This is a genomic window from Bordetella genomosp. 1 (assembly GCF_002261335.1).
Classification (GTDB): domain Bacteria; phylum Pseudomonadota; class Gammaproteobacteria; order Burkholderiales; family Burkholderiaceae_B; genus Bordetella.
Genome location: NZ_NEVL01000002.1, coordinates 633921 through 651811 on the forward strand (window position 1 = coordinate 633921; position 17891 = coordinate 651811).

19 protein-coding genes are annotated in these 17891 nt (G+C 68.6%); 14 read left to right on the plus strand and 5 right to left on the minus strand.

Annotated elements, in window-relative coordinates; genetic code table 11:
* The first annotated feature begins 531 nt into the window (after positions 1-531).
* Positions 532-1044 (plus strand): hypothetical protein, encoded by a 513-nt coding sequence (locus CEG14_RS08010; RefSeq protein ID WP_094825820.1) that lies wholly within the window; start codon positions 532-534, stop codon positions 1042-1044.
* 15 nt (positions 1045-1059) lie between these two features.
* On the opposite strand, the gene CEG14_RS08015 is transcribed toward CEG14_RS08010, so the two are convergent.
* Positions 1060-1932 (minus strand): DMT family transporter, encoded by an 873-nt coding sequence (locus tag CEG14_RS08015; RefSeq protein WP_094825821.1) that lies wholly within the window; start codon positions 1930-1932, stop codon positions 1060-1062.
* A 780-nt stretch (positions 1933-2712) separates the two neighbouring features.
* On the opposite strand from CEG14_RS08015, the gene rplS reads away from it, so the two are divergent.
* Positions 2713-3093 carry a 50S ribosomal protein L19 gene (rplS, locus tag CEG14_RS08020; protein WP_094825822.1) on the plus strand — a complete coding sequence of 127 codons (381 nt, stop codon included), beginning with the start codon at positions 2713-2715 and terminating at the stop codon, positions 3091-3093.
* Positions 3094-3226: 133 nt separating this feature from the next.
* Positions 3227-3976, plus strand: a complete 750-nt coding sequence (locus CEG14_RS08025; protein WP_179280551.1) for a CoA pyrophosphatase — start codon at positions 3227-3229, stop codon at positions 3974-3976.
* 108 nt (positions 3977-4084) lie between these two features.
* Here the strand turns inward: CEG14_RS08025 and otnI are convergent, their stop codons facing one another.
* The 3 genes from otnI to CEG14_RS08040 form a co-directional block, all read right to left on the minus strand.
* Entirely contained in the window at positions 4085-4882 is a 798-nt protein-coding gene (gene otnI, locus CEG14_RS08030; RefSeq protein WP_094825823.1) for a 2-oxo-tetronate isomerase, read from the minus strand.
* Between the two features lie 108 nt (positions 4883-4990).
* The gene (rsgA, locus tag CEG14_RS08035) at positions 4991-5893 is read right to left on the minus strand and encodes a ribosome small subunit-dependent GTPase A (protein WP_094825824.1); all 903 of its coding nucleotides are present in this window, start codon (positions 5891-5893) and stop codon (positions 4991-4993) included.
* Positions 5890-7155, minus strand: coding sequence for a M48 family metallopeptidase (locus CEG14_RS08040; RefSeq protein ID WP_256985604.1), 1266 nt, complete (start codon positions 7153-7155; stop codon positions 5890-5892). The genes rsgA and CEG14_RS08040 overlap by 4 nt, the downstream gene beginning before the upstream one ends.
* A 47-nt stretch (positions 7156-7202) precedes the next feature.
* Between CEG14_RS08040 and orn the strand changes: the two genes are divergently transcribed.
* Entirely contained in the window at positions 7203-7748 is a 546-nt protein-coding gene (orn, locus tag CEG14_RS08045) for an oligoribonuclease (protein WP_094825826.1), read from the plus strand.
* An 84-nt stretch (positions 7749-7832) separates the two neighbouring features.
* A complete protein-coding gene (locus CEG14_RS08050) occupies positions 7833-8474 on the plus strand; it encodes an NAD(P)H-hydrate epimerase (protein ID WP_094825827.1) in 642 nt (213 codons plus the stop codon).
* Positions 8475-8501: 27 nt separating this feature from the next.
* Here the strand turns inward: CEG14_RS08050 and paaX are convergent, their stop codons facing one another.
* Complete coding sequence (gene paaX / locus CEG14_RS08055; RefSeq protein ID WP_094825828.1) at positions 8502-9452, minus strand: phenylacetic acid degradation operon negative regulatory protein PaaX; 951 nt, start codon at positions 9450-9452, stop codon at positions 8502-8504.
* 240 nt (positions 9453-9692) lie between these two features.
* On the opposite strand from paaX, the gene paaA reads away from it, so the two are divergent.
* The 9 genes from paaA (at position 9693) to paaK (ending at position 17857) form a co-directional block, all read left to right on the plus strand.
* On the plus strand, positions 9693-10682 hold the full coding sequence (gene paaA / locus CEG14_RS08060) for a 1,2-phenylacetyl-CoA epoxidase subunit PaaA (RefSeq protein ID WP_094825829.1): 990 nt from the start codon (positions 9693-9695) through the stop codon (positions 10680-10682).
* A gap of 119 nt (positions 10683-10801) precedes the next feature.
* Complete coding sequence (gene paaB, locus CEG14_RS08065) at positions 10802-11086, plus strand: 1,2-phenylacetyl-CoA epoxidase subunit PaaB (RefSeq protein WP_094825830.1); 285 nt, start codon at positions 10802-10804, stop codon at positions 11084-11086.
* A 12-nt stretch (positions 11087-11098) separates the two neighbouring features.
* The gene (gene paaC, locus CEG14_RS08070; protein WP_094825831.1) at positions 11099-11863 is read left to right on the plus strand and encodes a 1,2-phenylacetyl-CoA epoxidase subunit PaaC; all 765 of its coding nucleotides are present in this window, start codon (positions 11099-11101) and stop codon (positions 11861-11863) included.
* Positions 11857-12381 (plus strand): 1,2-phenylacetyl-CoA epoxidase subunit PaaD, encoded by a 525-nt coding sequence (gene paaD, locus CEG14_RS08075; RefSeq protein ID WP_094825832.1) that lies wholly within the window; start codon positions 11857-11859, stop codon positions 12379-12381. The genes paaC and paaD overlap by 7 nt, the downstream gene beginning before the upstream one ends.
* Positions 12382-12393: 12 nt before the next feature.
* Positions 12394-13482 carry a 1,2-phenylacetyl-CoA epoxidase subunit PaaE gene (gene paaE / locus CEG14_RS08080; RefSeq protein ID WP_094825833.1) on the plus strand — a complete coding sequence of 363 codons (1089 nt, stop codon included), beginning with the start codon at positions 12394-12396 and terminating at the stop codon, positions 13480-13482.
* Between the two features lie 65 nt (positions 13483-13547).
* Positions 13548-15212, plus strand: coding sequence for a phenylacetic acid degradation protein PaaN (gene paaN / locus CEG14_RS08085; protein ID WP_094825834.1), 1665 nt, complete (start codon positions 13548-13550; stop codon positions 15210-15212).
* A 12-nt stretch (positions 15213-15224) separates the two neighbouring features.
* Positions 15225-16013 (plus strand): 2-(1,2-epoxy-1,2-dihydrophenyl)acetyl-CoA isomerase PaaG, encoded by a 789-nt coding sequence (gene paaG, locus CEG14_RS08090; protein ID WP_094825835.1) that lies wholly within the window; start codon positions 15225-15227, stop codon positions 16011-16013.
* Positions 16010-16477: a hydroxyphenylacetyl-CoA thioesterase PaaI gene (gene paaI / locus CEG14_RS08095; protein ID WP_094825836.1), complete on the plus strand. Its 468-nt coding sequence runs from the start codon at positions 16010-16012 to the stop codon at positions 16475-16477. The genes paaG and paaI overlap by 4 nt, the downstream gene beginning before the upstream one ends.
* A 66-nt stretch (positions 16478-16543) precedes the next feature.
* Entirely contained in the window at positions 16544-17857 is a 1314-nt protein-coding gene (gene paaK / locus CEG14_RS08100) for a phenylacetate--CoA ligase PaaK (RefSeq protein ID WP_094825837.1), read from the plus strand.
* Positions 17858-17891 lie beyond the last annotated feature (34 nt).

Here is a 17891-nt window from a genome sequence, read left to right on the forward strand (position 1 = left end):
GCGGGCAAGGCGGCTCCCGATGAGAGCGGTGCGCGGCGGCGGTGCGTGTGGCCATGTGGCCGCCGCCGCGCGCCGCCGCTCCACCCGACGGCCGGCGCCGTACCGCAGGCTTGCCCCCAGGCCGCTCGTCTCGGGTTGGCCTCGGGTTTGGCCTCGGGATGACCGCGGGATGACCGCGGGGTTGCGGTGGGTTTCACGCAGTGCGAGGCAGTTCGCGTTCGAGGCGGTTGGATGTCTTGGATGAGTTGGTTGTTTCCCCCGCGCCCAGGCGCGGCCTCAGTTTGGTCACGGCAGCCGATTGCCGTGGCGCTTGAATCTGGTCGAAGTCCTTCGGTTGTGCGCAGTGCGCGGCCGGCCCAGTCCCTCACCTGACTGGCCGTTGCATCGTCCGAGAGAGCCCGCGCGAGCCTATCGCGCAACGGTGTGTCAGATGGCGACGCACCGCGCTCTCCGGCTGTGCGGTCCTTCGGACTTCGCCCAGATGCCCCTCGCGCAGACACCGCGCAGGGCATCACGATCTAAGGAGTGATCATGAGCAGCGTAATCCTTTCCACCGATGGGCTCGACGAACTCGGCGCCGCCGCGGCAAATGGCCACTCGGCCCTGCGTCGCGGCATGCGCCGGATGCTGGCCGGTGTGCTGTCGCGCACGTTCGCGCCGGTGCTGGCGGGCGGCGGGCAGGGCGCGTTGCCCGCCACGCGCCGCTGGCCGTTCCCGCCGCTCGGACCGGCGCGCATGCCCGCCGGTCATCCCGCCAACGCGCCCGCGCAGCACGATGCGCCCGACACGGCGCAGCCGGCCGCGCCGGCAGGCGACGCCGTGGCGGCCGAGATGCCGGTCGGCGCCCATGTGCCGGGCGCCTCGGTATCGGGTGTGGCGGCGATGCGCAAGCCCGGTGGCGCCACCTTCGCCGCCGCGCTCGCGGCCGATCCGGCGCTGCGCAGTGCCTGGCGTCGCCGCCAGGTGATCGATGTGGCGCTGGTGGTGGGCTGGGGCGTGATGATCCCCGCCATGATGTGGGTCGGTGCCGCCGTCGGTTTCTGAGCGGCGCGGGCGGCGTCAGGCCGAGCCGAGCAGCACCACGCCGGCCAGGATGGCGGCGCAGCCGGCCAGGCGCCCGGGGCCGACCTTCTCGCGCAGCAGCAGCATGCCGGCGAGCGTGCCCAGCATCATCGACATCTCGCGGGCCGGCGCCACCAGGCTGAGCGGCGCGCCGTTGCGCAGGGCATACAGCACCAGGATGTAGCCCAGCGGCGACAGAAAGCCCACCGCGATCGCCAGGCGCCAGTAGCCGCGCATCGCGGGCACGTAGGTTTCACGGCGCTTCACCACGTGCGGCACCATCATCACGGTGCGAGTCACGCAGGTGAACCAGTCGAACAGCACCGGCATGATCAGCAGCACCTTCACGCCGTAGGCGTCGACCACCGTGTACGCCGCGATGAAGAGGCCGATGATGACGCCCCAGCGCACCCCGATCCAGGCCTGGGGCTGGCGGAACATCGCGAGTCGGCCCTGGGTGGCGATCAGCAGCACGCCGCCCACCACGCACAGCATGCCCAGGATGCCGCCGGTGGTGGCGGGTTCGCTCAGCAGGATGAAGGCGCCCATGGTGGAGAGCAGGGGGCCGGTGCCCCGGGCGATCGGATAGACCACCGACAGGTCCGCCACCTGGTAGCCCCGTTGCAGGCACAGGCTGTACCCCAGGTGCAACAGGCTCGAGGCCAGGATGCACAGCACCACCGGCCAGCTCCAGACCATCCCTTCGTGCAGCAGCACCCACACCACCCAGGGCGCGTAGATCACGCTGGCGGCCAGGCCGTAGGCAAACACGAACATGGGCCCGACCATGGCGGCGCGCTTGGCCAGCAGGTTCCAGCTGGCATGCGCCATGGCGGCGAGGACGACCAAAATCAGGGATGAAGCGGACATCGGGAAAGCGGCGGTGCGAGCAGCCGCGAAAAAGGTGCCGGAAAGCCATGCAGATTACTGCAAAGCGGCGGCCGGCACAGCTGTTTTGATATGGCGAAAAGCCAATGAAAACGCAGGTTTGCAGCGAAACGTCTAGATGAATGTGGATGCTTCGGCGCGATATGCGAGGCCGTTGGGCGCCGGGTCGGCGACGTTGGCGGCAGGCGCCCGGCGCATGATGGATGTTTGCCGTTTGATGACGCGCGCGGCAATGTTGCATCGATGCCACGCTCCGGCACACCTACGGCAGGGCGGCGGGGCGACCCGGCGCTTGCCCGCCGGTCTCCGGGGAGGCCGCGGGAGGTTCTTTTCGGAGGTCCACCTGGGAAGTCCGCCCGGAAAGTCCACCCGGAAGTCCACCCGGGAAGTCCACCCGGGAAGTCCACCCGGGAACTGGGCGGCCCGCCGGGGAGGTCCCCCCGTCGCGAGCGCTCCCCGGCTGCGGCCGCTGCGCAATAAATGCGCAATTGCGCTGGCTCCCCCGTGATCCCTGGTGTAGAATGCTGGGTTTGCCAAATCTCATCCTCTGCTTGCGGCACTAGTACAACGTACGCCGTGGCGAGCCTTGCGCCTTGAACCCTGCCGGCGACCTCCGGTCAGCGGGGAGCAGCGTCAGGCGCAGGCAAGGGCGCAGAGTTGCGCTGCCTCGTGCAGCGCCGCCATGTGTCCGTGCTGAATGCCCGGTCTTTCATATACGGCAAGAGCAACACCCCGCAAAGGCATGATGATCAAGGAGTTCTTGTGAACCTCATCGCTATCCTGGAAAAGGAAGAAATCACCCGCCTGACCGGTGACAAGCCCATGACCGAATTCGCCCCTGGCGACACCGTCGTGGTCAGCGTCAACGTGGTCGAAGGTACCCGCAAGCGTGTCCAGGCCTTCGAAGGCGTGGTCATTGCCAAGCGCAACCGCGGTCTGAATTCTGCCTTTATCGTGCGTAAGATCTCGTCGGGTGAAGCCGTGGAACGTACGTTCCAGCTGTACTCGCCGCAAATCGCCAGCATCGAAGTCAAGCGCCGTGGCGACGTTCGCCGCGCCAAGCTGTACTACCTGCGCAACCGCTCGGGCAAGTCGGCGCGCATCAAGGAAAAGCTCGTCAGCAAGCAAGCCAAGGCGGCTTGATCGCAGACGGCAGCCGTTTCGGGGAACAGCGGTCTCATGGGTACGCTCATGGAATCATCCCCGAGCGGTTTTCCGGGTTAAAAAGGCACCTGCAGGTCACTGCATGGTGCCTTTTTCGTATCTGACTGGGACTATGTCCGAATCTTCCATGCCGCGCGTCCGGCGCCCCGTCGTGCGGCCTTTGTTCGATCCCATGGCGCAACCCTGGCAGACCGCCGATCGCGGTCTGGCCGCCGTGCCCCCCGCCATCCTGACGCCGGAGCGCCTGCGCAACACGCTGCTCACCCCGGTCGAGACCACCGAGCGCTGGACCATCGACCCGCTCAACCGCGAGGTCGAGCTCTATCCGGGCCGCGAAGGCGCGCCGGTGCTGGCCGCGGTGTTGATCCCGATGTTGATGCGCCCCGAGGGCGTGAGCGTGATGCTGACCCAGCGGGCCGCGCATCTGCACGACCATGCCGGCCAGATCAGCTTTCCGGGCGGACGCGTCGAGGTCAGCGATTCCTCGCCGGTCGCCGCCGCCTTGCGCGAGGCCCAGGAAGAAACCGGCCTGCCCGCCGACCGCGTCGAGGTGCTGGGCAGCATGCCCGATTACCTCACCTCCACCGGCTTTTCGATCACGCCCGTGGTGTCGCTGGTGCGGCCCGACTTCGCACCCGAGATCGATACCTTCGAGGTGGCAGAGGTGTTCGAGGTGCCGCTCACGTTCCTGATGGATCCGGCCAATCACCGCCTGTACCAGGCACGCCTGCCCGACGGCCGCGTGCGCCAATACTACGCCATGCCGTTCGGCGACCGCTTCATCTGGGGCGCCACGGCCGGCATGCTCCGCAATCTCTACCAGACCCTGGCACAAGGCGACACCGCCCGACGCGCGGGTTAGAACGCCTGGTCAGGAACGCCCGGCGAGGGGCGCCCGGTGAGGGGCGCCCGGCGAGGACGCCCCTGAACCGCGCCGGCCGGCGGCCCGGCCCGGCGCGCCCGCCGGTCCTCAATGCGACGATGCGCGGCGTGCCGCGTGCAGCCAGCCCAGGCCGGCGCGCGTGTCGCCGCGCGGGCGATACTCGCAGCCCACCCAGCCGTTGTAGCCGAGCTCGTCCAGGATCTGGAACAGATAGCGATAGTTCAGCTCGCCATGGTCCGGCTCCTGGCGCAGCGGCACGCCGGCGATCTGCACGTGGCCGACGCGGCCCTGCGGGATATAGGTGCGCAGCCGCGTGCTGACGTCGCCTTCCACGATCTGGCAGTGGTAGAGATCCATCTGCACTTTCACGTTGTCGGCACCGGTCTCCGCCGCGATGTCGTGCGCGACCTGCTGGTGATTGAGGTAGTAGCCGGGCATGTCGCGGGTGTTGATCGGCTCGATCATCACGTCCACGTTCATCGCGCCCGCCTGCTCGGCGGCGTAGGCGAGGTTTTCGATGTAGGTCGCGCGCACCTCGGCCGGATCGGCGTCCGGCGGCGGGCAGCCGGCCATCACGTGGATGCGCGGGCACAGCAGGACGGCGGCGTAGTCCAGGGCCTGGTCCAGGCCGGCGCGGAAATCGTCGCCGCGGCCCGGCAGGCAGGCCAGGCCGCGCTCGCCGCGTTCGGCGTCGCCCGGCGGCGTGTTGAACAGCACCACTTCCAGGTCGGCGGCATTGAGATGCTCCTGCCAGGTGCGGGCCGAATGGGCGTAGGGAAACTGCATCTCGACGGCGCGAAAGCCGTCGCGCGCGGCCGCGGCGCATCGATCCAGCAACTCCAGATCACCATACATCGTGGTCAGATTGGCGGCAAAACGCGGCATTGCAACGGTCCTCTGAGGCATGGCCGCGGCCGGGCGAACCGGTCCGCGATCCGAATGACAGGTGTCTCAAAACGAGACGCGCAGACGGTCAGTGTAGCGCCCGACCCGTCAATAGCGTACGCGGGCCGCTTCGTTTTCGGCGAGCAGGCGCTCGTAGAGCGCGTAGCGGCCCGGGTCGATCCTGCCGTCGGAGAGGGCGGCAACCACGCCGCAGCCCGGCTCGCGGCGGTGCGAGCAGTTGTAGAAACGGCAGTGTTCGATGTAGGGCTTGAACTCCGGGAAGCCGCGCAGGATGTCCTCGCCGCTCAGGTGTTGCAGGCCGAAGGCCTGGAACCCCGGCGAATCGATCAGGTCGCCGCCCGGCGCCGGCAGGTGATAGAGCCGCGTGCTGGTGGTGGTGTGGCGGCCCATGTCGAGCGCGGTGGAATGCTCGCGCGTCGCCGCGTTGGCGTCCGGGATCAGGCTGTTGAGCAGCGTCGACTTGCCCATGCCGCTCTGGCCCAGCAGCAGATTGACGCGGCCGGCCAGGCGCGGCGCCAGCAACGCATGCACGCTGTCGCGGTCTTGTGCGCACAGCTCCACCACCGGCACGCCGAGCGCCTGGATCGGCGCCAGCCGCGCGCGTGCGGCCGGCAGGCCGTCGGCGAGGTCGATCTTGTTGAGGATGATGAGCGGCTCGATGCCGGCGCTCCAGGCGCCCGCCAGCGCGCGGCCGGTCAGGTCATCGGAGAAGGTCGGTTCGACCGCGATCACGATCAGCAACTGGTCGACGTTGGCGGCGAACTGCTTGGACCGCATCTCGTCGGAGCGGAACAGCAGGTTGCGGCGCGGCAGCACCGCGTCGATCGCGCCTTCGTCCTTGCCCTGCGGCGAAATGCGCACGAGATCGCCCACGGCTGGGCCGGTTTTCTTGCCGCGCGGGAAACACTTGCGCAGGCTGCCGTCGGCCAGCTCCACGGTGTAGTGGCGGCCGTGGGCGGTGATGATGCGGCCTTCGAGCGCCTCGGTCATGCGGCCGCCATCAGGTGGCGGACGCGGATGGCGGCGGGGGGATGGCTGTCGTAGAAGGCGGAATGCACGGGATCGGGCGTCAGGGTGGCGGCGTTGTCGTCGTAGAGTTTGACCAGGGCCGACACGAGGAAGGTGGCCGAGGTCTGGCTGGCCGCATAGCGGTCGGCCTCGAATTCGTCGCTGCGCGAAAACCAGCTCGCCAGCGGGGTGAACATGAAGGTGAACACCGGGATCACCAGGAAATACAGGATCAGCGCCATCGCGTCGTTGCGCGCGCCCAGTTGCGGCAGCACGCCCAGGCCCACATAGAACCACGGCTGGTTCGCCAGCCAGCCCAGCGCGGCGAAGAACACCAGCGCCAGCGCGATGCTGATCACGTGGCGGCGCACGATGTGACGGCGCGCGAAGTGGCCCAGCTCATGGGCCAGCACCGCCTCGATCTCGTCGGCGTTGAGCTTGTCGAGCAGCGTGTCGAAGAACACGATGCGGCGGGTGCGGCCGAAGCCGGTGAAATACGCGTTGCCGTGGCCCGAGCGGCGCGAGCCGTCCATCACGAACATGCCCTTGACCTTGAAGCCGCAACGCTCGCCCAGCGCGCGGATGCGGGTGGCGAGGCTGGCGTCGGTGAGCGGCGTGAACTTGTTGAACATCGGCGCGATCACGACCGGCGCGATGAAATTGACGAACAGCTGGAACACGCTCCAGACCAGCCAGGCCCAGAACCACCACAGGCTGCCGGCGCTGGCCATCAGCCACAGGATCACCGCCGCGAGCGGCAGGCCCAGCGCCAGGCTCAGCACCACGCCCTTGAGCGTGTCCACCATGAAGAGCTCGGGCGTCATGCGGTTGAAGCCGAAGCGCGCCTCGAGGCGGAACTGGCGGTACAGTGTGAAGGGCAGGCCGAGCAGGCCCAGCACCAGCAGCACCGCCACCAGCAACAGCAACTGGCGCAGCAGCTCATGGCTCGTGATCTGGCTCATCAGCAGATCGAGCGCCTGCAGGCCGCCCAGCAGCGTGAGGCCGACCAGCACCACGGCGTCGAACACCCGCTCGAGCATGCCGAGGCGGATGCGCGCCACGGTGTAGTCGGCGGCGCGCTGGTGGCTGGTGAGGCTGATGCGGGCGGCGAACTCATCGGGCACGGCGCCGCGATGGGCGGCGACGTGCCGGATCTGGCGCGCAGCCAGCCATAGCCGCACGCCGGTGTCGGCCAGCAGCAGGATCACAAACAGGATGGCAAAGGTCGAGGCGGCGTCTGGCACGGGCGCGGTATGCGAAAATCGCTGTTTTACAAGGCAAATGAAATTATATGGCTGCGAACGAAAATCGCCTGGTCTGGCTCGATATGGAAATGACCGGGCTGGATCCCGAGAAAGAACGCATCATCGAAGTGGCCGTGGTGGTCACCGAGCCTGATCTTACCGTGGTCGCCGAAGGTCCGGTGCTGGTCGTGCACCAGCCCGACAGCCTGCTCGACGCCATGGACAACTGGAACAAGTCCACGCACGGCAAGAGCGGACTGATCGACAAGGTCAAGGCCTCGACCCTGACCGAGGCCGAGGCCGAGGCCCAGCTGATCGCGTTCCTGGCGCAGCACGTGCCGGCCGGCAAGTCGCCCCTGTGCGGCAACACCATCAGCCAGGACCGCCGCTTCATGTTCAATTACATGCCCGAGCTCGAGCGCTTCTTCCATTATCGCAACCTCGACGTCAGCACCCTGAAGGAGCTGGCGCGCCGCTGGGCGCCCGCCGTGTACAAGGGCTTCGAGAAGAAGAGCCGCCACGAGGCGCTGGCCGACATCTACGAGTCGATCGACGAGCTCAAGTACTACCGCGAGCATTTCCTCAAGGTCTGAGGCCCGGCGGGTTCCCGGCGCGCCCGGCCTGCGGTACGCTGGGCCGGCACCCTGACTACGCGGCGAGAGCCGCCCGCGCCGCCCATGAACCCGTCCATATCCGACCGCATCCGCCGCGCCGAGCAGCTGGCCCGGGCCGAGGGGCTCGACCTGATGGCGCGCGCGGGCCGTGCCGCCGCCGACTTCATCGCGGCGCGCCATGGCCCCGAAACCCACGTGCTGGCGCTGGCCGGCCCCGGCAACAATGGCGGCGACGCGCTGGTGGCCGCCACCTGGCTGTGCCGCTGGGGCTATGAGATCCAGGTCGTCATGCTGAGCGAGCCGGCGGCGCTGCCGCCCGACGCGGCCCAGGCCTACGCGGGCTGGCGTGCCGCGGGCGGCGTCGAAGACCGGGCGCTGCCGCTCAAGGCGCCGCAGGTCGTCATCGACGGGCTGTTCGGGATCGGGCTGAACCGCCGGCTGGCCGCGCAATGGCAGGCCGCCGTCGATGCGGTCAACGCCTGGCAGGCGCCGGTGCTGGCGCTCGACATTCCCAGCGGCATCGCCGCCGACACCGGCGCGGCGCTGGGCCAGCCGGTGCAGGCGCGCTGGACGCTCGCCTTCATCGCCACCACGCCCGGGCTCGCGCTCGGCGCGGGCGCCGCCGCGGCCGGCGAGGTGCATCTCGACACCCTCGAACTGGCGCCCGACTGGCTGTCGCGCGCCTTCGACGCGCCGTTGGGCTGAGACGGGGCAGGGCCCGCCGGCCCGGCCTCAGGCGGCCTCGAGCACCGGGCGGCCGCCGAAGCGCGCCAGGATGTCCGGCGCGAGCGGGCGATAGCCCGCGTTTTCCCGTCCCGCCACCGCGTCGAGCTGCGCTTCCGAGGCGTCGAACAACTGCCAGTACAGGCGGCGGCACAGCTCGCGCGCCGGGATGCCCGGCCATTGCGCGGGCAGCATCGGCATGGGCAACTGCGGGTCGTGCAGCACGATCCGGCGCCAATGGTGCAGCAGCAGCACGCGCAGCGCGAAGGCCTGCGCCGGCTGCAGCACCTCGGGGCCGTCGAGCAGCGCCTCCAGCGGCCCGAAGTGGCGGCTGAACTGGCGGTACTGCTCGGCCACGGCGTCGAGGTTCCAGCATTGCGGCGCGAGGCTGGCGATCGGCAGCCCGCCGGCGCCGGCGAGGTCGCGCGCCGACAGCACCAGCGCGCGGTCGGGAATGCCCAGCTTCTCGAGGATGTCGTGCGCGGCGCGGGCCTCGGTGGCCGGGTGCGCGAACAGCCCCGGCGCCACCAGCGCAAAACCCTCCCACTCCAGCTCCCGGCGCAGCTCGGCGCGCTCTGTCAGGCCGTTGCCGCCGGTGCGCGGCAGGGCCACCAGGGTCCACTCGCCGTTCCATTCGGCGGCCGGGCCTTCGTAGATGCGCTGTGACGCCCGCGCCGTGTTGCGTTGGCCCTGCTCGGACAGCAGGTAGAGGCTGCGGCGGCCGTGGCGCTCGGAATGCAGCCAGCCCTGCGCCACTAGGCGGAACACGCTGGTGCGCAGCAGCCGCTCATTGATGCCGACCAGCGCGAGCAGCTCGATCAGGTCGCCCAGCCAGATGGCGCCGCCGTGCGGCCCGAGCGCGTCGCCCAGCAGGCTCACGCACAGCGACTTGGCGCGCGGCGGATCCTGCTTGAGCAGGCGGGCGATGAAACGGTCCAACGGGTCGGAAGGGGAGGCCATGAATGGAGAATCGCGGGTCGTTAGGGTAAGTCCCAGGTGCGCTGCGCCGCAATAACTGCTGAAGCTAAAGCACTGAGCCAGAAGGGAAAAACCATCGGTTCGACATGATACATAAATCCGATGTGATACAGAAATCGGTTTGACAATGGGAATTCTGTATTAAATAATCGATGCATGACAGCGGATCTTGCCCGGACGCCGCTTCGGTTCCGGGCCTGCCGCCGCGCAAGGAGACAAACCATGTACGCTCAACTGGTCGAAACCGGGGTCAAGCAGGTCAAGGGCGTGGACCAGCTGACCGGTCCCGAACAGGCCTTCCAGCAACGCATCGACGACGGCGTTCGCATCGAGGCCAAGGATTGGATGCCCGATGCCTACCGCAAGACGCTGGTGCGCCAGATCTCGCAGCACGCGCATTCCGAGATCGTCGGCATGCTGCCCGAAGGCAACTGGATCACGCGCGCGCCCTCGCTCAAGCGCAAGGCCATCCTGCTGGCCAAGGTCCAGGATGAAGCCGGCCACGGCCTCTATCTCTACAGCGCCGCCGAAACGCTCGGCGTCTCGCGCGACGAGCTGATCGCCGACCTGCACAGCGGCAAGGCGAAGTATTCGAGCATCTTCAACTACCCCACGCTCACCTGGGCCGACATCGGCATGATCGGCTGGCTGGTCGACGGCTCGGCCATCATCAACCAGATTCCGCTGTGCCGCTGTTCCTATGGCCCCTACGCGCGCGCCATGGTGCGGGTCTGTAAGGAGGAGTCGTTCCACCAGCGCCAGGGCTACGACCTGCTGATCCAGATGTGCCTGCACGGCACGCCGGAGCAGAAGGCCATGTGCCAGGAAGCGTTCAACCGCTGGTGGTGGCCGGCCCTCATGATGTTCGGTCCGTCGGATGCCGATTCGCCCAACAGCGCGCAATCGATGCAGTGGAAGATCAAGCTCTTCTCGAACGACGAGCTGCGCCAGAAGATGGTGGACCAGACCGTGCCGCAGGCCGAGTACCTCGGCCTCACCGTGCCCGATCCCGATCTCAAATGGAACGCCGAGCGCGGCCACTACGACTTCGGCGAGATCGACTGGTCGGAGTTCTATGCGGTGATCAAGGGCAACGGCCCCTGCAACCGCGACCGCCTGGCCGCCCGCGTGAAGGCCCACGAAGACGGCGCCTGGGTGCGCGATGCCCTGTCGGCGCATGCCGACAAGCAGGCGCGCCGCAAGGCCGCCTGAGGCGAGCGGGCGGGCCGGCGCGCGCCCGCCGCGCCCGCTCCGCCGATCCGGATACCCACCATCCTCCCCCTACCTGCGCCACGCGCGCGGCCCGCGCCGCGCCTGGCAGGAGATGCATCATGAGCAAAGAATGGCCCCTCTGGGAAGTCTTCATCCGCAGCCAGCACGGCCTGGCCCACAAGCATGTGGGCAGCCTGCACGCGCCCGACGCCGAAATGGCGATCAACCACGCCCGTGACGTCTACACGCGCCGCAACGAAGGCCTGAGCATCTGGGTCGTGCGCGCCGCCGACATCGTGGCCAGCAGCCCGAGCGACAAGGAACCCCTGTTCGAGCCGGCCAACAACAAGGTCTACCGCCACCCGACGTTCTTCCCGATGCCGGAAGAAGTCAAACACATGTAAGGCGCGGTGGCCATGGACAAGAACCTGTTTGAGTTTGCGCTGCGCATGGGCGACACCACCCTGGTGCTGTCGCAACGCCTGTCCGAATGGACCGGCCACGGCCCGGTGCTCGAGGAAGACCTGGCGCTCACCAACACCGCGCTCGACCTGCTGGGCCAGGCGCGCATGTGGCTGAGCCTGGCTGCCGAGATCGAGGGCGCCGGCCGCGACGAAGACCAGCTCGCCTATCTGCGCGATGCGCCGCAGTTCCGCAACCCGCTGCTGGTCGAACGCGCCAACGGCCATTACGGCGACACGATGGCGCGCCAGTTCCTGTTCGACGTGTGGCATTACTTCCTGCTCGAGCGGCTGGTGCAGTCGGCCGATGCGCGCGTGGCCGGCATCGCCGCCAAGTCGCTCAAGGAAGTCACCTATCACGTGCGCCGCTCGTCGGACCTGGTGGTGCGCCTGGGCGACGGTACCGACGAAAGCCACCGCCGCATGCAGGACGCCATCGACGCGATCTGGCCCTACAGCGGCGAGCTGTTCGTCGACGACGAGATCGACCAGGACCTGGCCGCGCGCGGCGTGGGCTGCGAGCTGGCGGCGCTGCGCGCGCCCTGGCTGGCCCACGTGCGCGAGGTGCTGGCCGAGGCCACGCTGGCGCAGCCCGAAGAAGAGGCCGCCTTCCATCCGGCCCATCGCGGCGGCCGCAGCGGCCGTCATACCGAGGCGCTGGGCTTCCTGCTGGCCGAAATGCAGCATCTGCAGCGCGCCTACCCCGGAGCCAAATGGTGAACGCGACCGCGCCGCGCGCCGTGCCGCAGGCCGACCCCGCCGACGTGCTGGTCTGGCTCGAGGCCGTGCCCGATCCCGAGATCCCCGTGCTGTCGGTGGTGGATCTGGGGGTGGTGCGCGAGGTGCGCTTCGACGACGCCACCTGCGTGGTCACGATCACGCCCACCTATTCGGGCTGTCCGGCGATGCGCGAGATCAGCGAAGACATCACGCGCACGCTGCAGGCCCATGGCGTGGCGCAGGTGCGGATCGAGACCCGCCTGTCGCCCGCCTGGACCACCGACTGGATGAGCGAGCGCGGCCGCGCCGCGCTCAAGGGCTACGGCATCGCCGCCCCGGCCGAACGCGCGATCGACATCTCCGGCATCAGCCGCCGCCAGGCCGCGCCGGCCATCGCGTGCCCGCGCTGCGGCTCGCAGAACACGCGGATGATCAGCCACTTCGGCTCGACCTCGTGCAAGGCGCTCTATCGCTGCCTGGCCTGTCACGAGCCCTTCGATTACTTCAAGACCCACTGACGTGGTGAACGCATGAGCCAGAACCCATTCCATACGCTCAAAGTCGCATCGGTCGCGCGCAACACGCGCGACGCGGTGGTCGTGACCTTCGATCTGCCGCAGGCGCTGCGCGAGGATTTCGCGTTCCGCCCCGGCCAGTACCTCACCCTGCGCACCGAGCTCGACGGCGAGGAAGTGCGCCGCTCCTATTCGATCTGTTCGGCGCCCGGAGACGGGCTGCTGCGCGTCGCGATCAAGAAGGTCGACGAGGGCGTGTTCTCGAGCTGGGCCAACCACCAGCTGCAGGCCGGCCAGACCCTCGAAGTGATGGCGCCCGCCGGCAACTTCACGGTCGATTTCGCGCCGGAGAACGCACGCCATTACGTGGCCTTCGCGGTGGGCAGCGGCATCACGCCGGTGTTCTCGCTGGTCAAGACCGCGCTCTCCACCGAGCCGGACAGCCGCTTCACCCTGTTCTTCGGCAACCGCGCCTCGTCGTCGGTGCTGTTCCGCGAAGAGATCGAAGACCTGAAGAACCGCTACATGGAGCGCTTCTCGCTGGTCTACATCATGAGCCGCGAGTCGCAGGACATCGAGCTGTTCAACGGCCGCCTCGACGGCGACAAGGTCGAGCAGCTGATGCGCGCCTGGATGAGCCCCGACGACATCGACTACGCCTTCGTCTGTGGTCCGCAGACCATGATCGAGAGCGTGGTCGAGCGCCTGCAGGCGCGCGGGCTCGAGAAGAGCCGCATCAAGTTCGAGCTGTTCGGCGCGCCCAAGGGCCCGCGCGCGCTGCGCACCGGCCGCGACGCGCCGACCGCGCCGGGCAAGGGGCAGTGCGAGGTCACGGTGGTCCAGGACGGCCACAGCCGCAGCTTCACCATCGACAAGAACAAGGACAGCGTGCTCGATGCCGCGCTGGCCCTGGGCGTTGAGCTGCCTTACTCGTGCAAGGGGGGCGTGTGCTCCACCTGCCGCTGCAAGGTGGTGGAGGGCGAGGTCGACATGGATGCGAACTTCGCCCTCGAGGATTACGAGGTGGCGCGCGGCTTCGTGCTGAGCTGCCAGAGCTTTCCGGTCAGCGACCGGCTGGTGCTCGATTTCGACCAGGAAACCTGATCGTCCGCATCCGCCCGGCCGCTGCCGTCCCTATTGCGAATTCCAAAAATACATCGGAGAACCGCGTGTCCATTGATTTCTTTGAGCGTCATCGTCCCCTGCTGGAACAGGCCGTCAAGGCCGCCGCCGAACGCGGCTACTGGAGCCCGTTCGCCGAATCGCCCAGCCCGCGCAACTACGGCGAAACCGCCAACGACGACGGCCGCGCCGCCTTCGAGGCGCTGCGCGGCAAGCCGTTTGCGCTGACGCTGGCCGATGCCGATGGCCAGGTCGGCGGCGAAGTCTCGCCGTTCGGCTTCGCGCTCGACATCACCTATCCGCACGTCAAGCCGGCCAAGCTGATCGCCGCCTCGCAGAAGGCGCTCGAAGGCTGGCGCCGCGCCGGCCCGCAGGCCTGGGTCGGCGTGTCGCTGGAAATCCTGGCGCGCCTGAACCGCAAGAGCTTCGAGATGGCCTACGCGGTGCAGCACACCACCGGCCAGGGCTTCATGATGGCGTTCCAGGCCGGCGGCCCGCACGCCCAGGACCGCGGCGTCGAAGCCGTGACCTACGCCTGGCAGGAAATGTCGCGCATCCCCGGCGTGTCGCTGTGGGAAAAGCCGCAGGGCAAGAACGATCCGATCAAGATGGAAAAGCGCTTCACCGTGGTGCCGCGCGGCGTGGCGCTGGTGATCGGCTGCTCCACCTTCCCCACCTGGAACGGCTACCCCGGCCTGTTCGCCAGCCTGGCGACCGGCAACACGGTGATCGTCAAGCCGCACCCCGGTGCCATCCTGCCGCTGGCGCTCACGGTGCAGATCGCGCGTGAGGTGCTGGCCGAGGCCGGCTTCGATCCCGACGTGGTCACGCTGGCCGCGCATGCCGCGGGCGACGACACCGCGCAGCAGCTGGCGCTCGATCCGGCGGTCAAGGTGATCGACTTCACCGGCAGCACCGCCAATGGCGACTGGCTCGAACAGAACGCCCGCCAGGCCCTGGTCTACACCGAGAAGGCCGGCGTGAACCAGGTCATCATCGACTCCGCCGACGACCTGAAGGGCGTGGCGCGCAACCTGGCGTTCTCGCTGGCGCTGTACTCGGGCCAGATGTGCACCGCGCCGCAAAACATCTACGTGCCGCGCGGCGGCATCGACACCGCCGAAGGCCACAAGAGCTTCGACGAGGTCGTGGCCGCGCTCGGCACCGCCGTCGAGAAGCTGTCGGGCGACGCGGCCAAGGCCGTCGAGCTCACCGGCGCGATCCAGAACGAGGGCACCGCCGCCCGCATCGACCAGGCCCGCGCGCTGGGCCTGCCGGTGGTGGCCGACTCGCGTGCGCTGGAGCATCCGCAGTTTGCCGGCGCGCGCGTGCGCACGCCGCTGTTGCTGCGCGCCGAGGCCGGCAACCCCGCGATCCAGCAGGAATGGTTCGGCCCGATCTCGTTCGTGGTCGCCACCGACTCCACCGAGCACAGCATCGCCATCGCCCGCGAGACCGTGCAGAAGCACGGCGCGCTGAGCCTGTCGGCCTACACCACCAAGCCCGAGGTGGCCGAGGCGGTGCAGGACGCGGCCGAGGTGGCCGGCGTGGCGCTGTCGCTCAACCTGACCGGCGCCGTGTTCGTCAACCAGACCGCTGCCTTCAGCGACTTCCACGGCACCGGCGCCAACCCGGCCGCCAATGCCGCGCTGTCGGACGCCGCGTTCGTGTCGAACCGCTTCCGCGTGGTGCAGACCCGCCGTCACGTCTGAGGAGCGCGCACCATGGCATACCAGGACATTCTGTTTACCCTCGAGGGCGGCATCGCGCGCCTGACGCTGAACCGGCCCGACAAGCTCAACAGCTTCACGGCCCGCATGCACGGTGAAGTGGCCGACGCGGTCGGCCGCATCGAGCAGGAAGGCGCGCGCGTGCTGGTGCTCACCGGCGCCGGCCGCGGCTTCTGCGCCGGCCAGGACCTGAGCGAACGCCGCCCGGCGGCCGACGGCTCGCCGCCCGACCTGGGCGAAACGGTCGAGAAGTTCTACGGTCCGCTGGTCAAGCGCCTGCAGGCGCTGCCGCTGCCGGTGGTGGTGGGCGTGAACGGCGTGGCCGCGGGCGCGGGCGCCAACCTCGCGTTCGCCGGCGATCTGGTGATCGCCAAGGAGTCGGCCAGCTTCATCCAGTCGTTCTGCAAGCTGGGCCTGATCCCCGACACCGGTGGCACCTTCGTGCTGCCGCGCCTGGTGGGGCGCGCCCGCGCGCTCGGCCTGGCACTGCTGGGCGACAAGCTCTCGGCCAAGCAGGCGCAGGAGTGGGGCCTGATCTGGCAGTGCGTGGCCGACGCCGAGTTCGAGGCCACCCTCGACCGCCTGGCACAGCACTTCGCGCAGGCCCCGACCAAGGGCCTCGCGTTCACCAAGCGCGCCATCCAGCAGAGCCTGGGCAACGACCTGTCGACCCAGCTCGACCTGGAACGCGACATGATGCGCGAGCTCGGCCGCAGCGCCGACTATGCCGAAGGCGTGGCCGCCTTCCTCGACAAGCGCGAACCGAAGTTCAAGGGGCAATGATGAGCGAGACCGTGGCAACGATCCCCACCGACCCCCAGGAACTGGCCGACGCGGTGCGCGACACCATGTATGCCGGCGATGCGGCCTCGCAGGCGCTCGGCATGCAGGTGACGGCGATCGCGCCGGGCTATGCGCGCCTCACCATGACGATCCGCGGCGACATGCTCAATGGCCACAAGACCTGCCATGGCGGCTTCATCTTCGCGCTGGCCGACAGCGCGTTCGCCTTTTCGTGCAACTCGCGCAACGTGGCGACCGTGGCCTCCGGCTGCGTGGTCGATTATCTCGCGCCGGGCTTCGAGGGCGACGTGCTGACCGCCGAGGCGCAGGAGCGCTCGCTGGCCGGGCGCACCGGCGTCTATGACGTGACGGTGAGCAACCAGCACGGCAAGACCGTGGCGCTGTTTCGCGGCCGCTCGTATCGCATCAAGGGACAAGTGGTGGGCACCCCCGACGGGGAGTGACCGCCCGCAATCATGAAGGCGCGCGGGCAGCGGCCCGTGCGCGTTGCAAATCAGGAGAGAGACAACATGTCCAACACCATGAGCAAGCCTGGGCTGGACCCGATCGAGCATGCCAGTCGCGACGAGCTGCAGGCCCTGCAGCTCGAGCGCCTCAAATGGACGCTCAGCCACGCCTACCAGAACGTGCCGCACTACAAGCGCGCGTTCGACGAGAAGGGCGTGCATCCCGATGACCTGAAACAGCTTTCGGACATCAGCAAGTTTCCGTTCACCACCAAGAAAGACCTGCGCGACAACTATCCCTACGGCATGTTCGCGGTGCCGCGCGAGCGCGTCTCGCGCGTGCATGCCTCGAGCGGCACGACGGGCAAGCCGACGGTGGTGGGCTACACCACGCGCGACCTGGACAACTGGGCCAATCTGGTGGCGCGCTCGATCCGCGCGGCCGGCGGCAAGCCCGGCGACATCGTGCACGTGGCCTATGGCTACGGCCTGTTCACGGGCGGCCTGGGCGCGCATTACGGCGCCGAGCGGCTGGGCTGCACCGTGATCCCGATGTCGGGCGGGCAGACCGAAAAGCAGGTGCAGCTGATCAACGATTTCCGTCCGGACATCATCATGGTCACGCCCTCCTATTTCTGCAACATTCTGGAAGAGCAGCGCCGCCAGGGCATTGATCCGCGTCAAAGTTCGCTGCGCATCGGCATCTTCGGCGCCGAGCCCTGGACCGGCCAGATGCGTGCCGACATCGAGACCGAGGCCGCCATCGACGCGGTCGACATCTACGGCCTGTCCGAAGTGATGGGCCCGGGCGTGGCCAGCGAGTGCGTCGAGACCAAGGACGGCCCGGTGGTCTGGGAGGATCATTTCTACGCCGAGATCATCAATCCCGACACCGGCGAGCCGGTGGCCGATGGCGAGCAGGGCGAACTGGTGTTCACCTCGCTCACCAAGGAAGCGATGCCCATCATCCGCTACCGCACGCGCGATCTCACGCGCCTGCTCGCGCCCACCTCGCGCAGCATGCGTCGCATCGGCAAGATCACCGGCCGCAGCGACGACATGCTGATCGTGCGCGGCGTGAACCTGTTCCCGACCCAGGTCGAGGAGCTGGTGCTGAAGATCGCGCAGCTGGCGCCGCACTACCAGCTGGTGCTGTCGCGCAGCGGCAATCTCGACGAGCTCGAGATCCTCACCGAGCTGCGCCCGGAGTTCGGCGGCCTCTCGGAAGACGAGCGCAACACTGTCGGCAAGCAGCTGCAGCACGCGGTGAAGTCGTACATCGGCGTGTCGGCCCGGGTCCAGGTGGCCGAGGCCGGCTTCGTCGAGCGTACGCTGACCGGCAAGGCGCGTCGCGTGATCGACAAGCGGCCGCGCTGAGCGCGCCCGCGCGCGGCCCCGCCCGCCGCCCCGC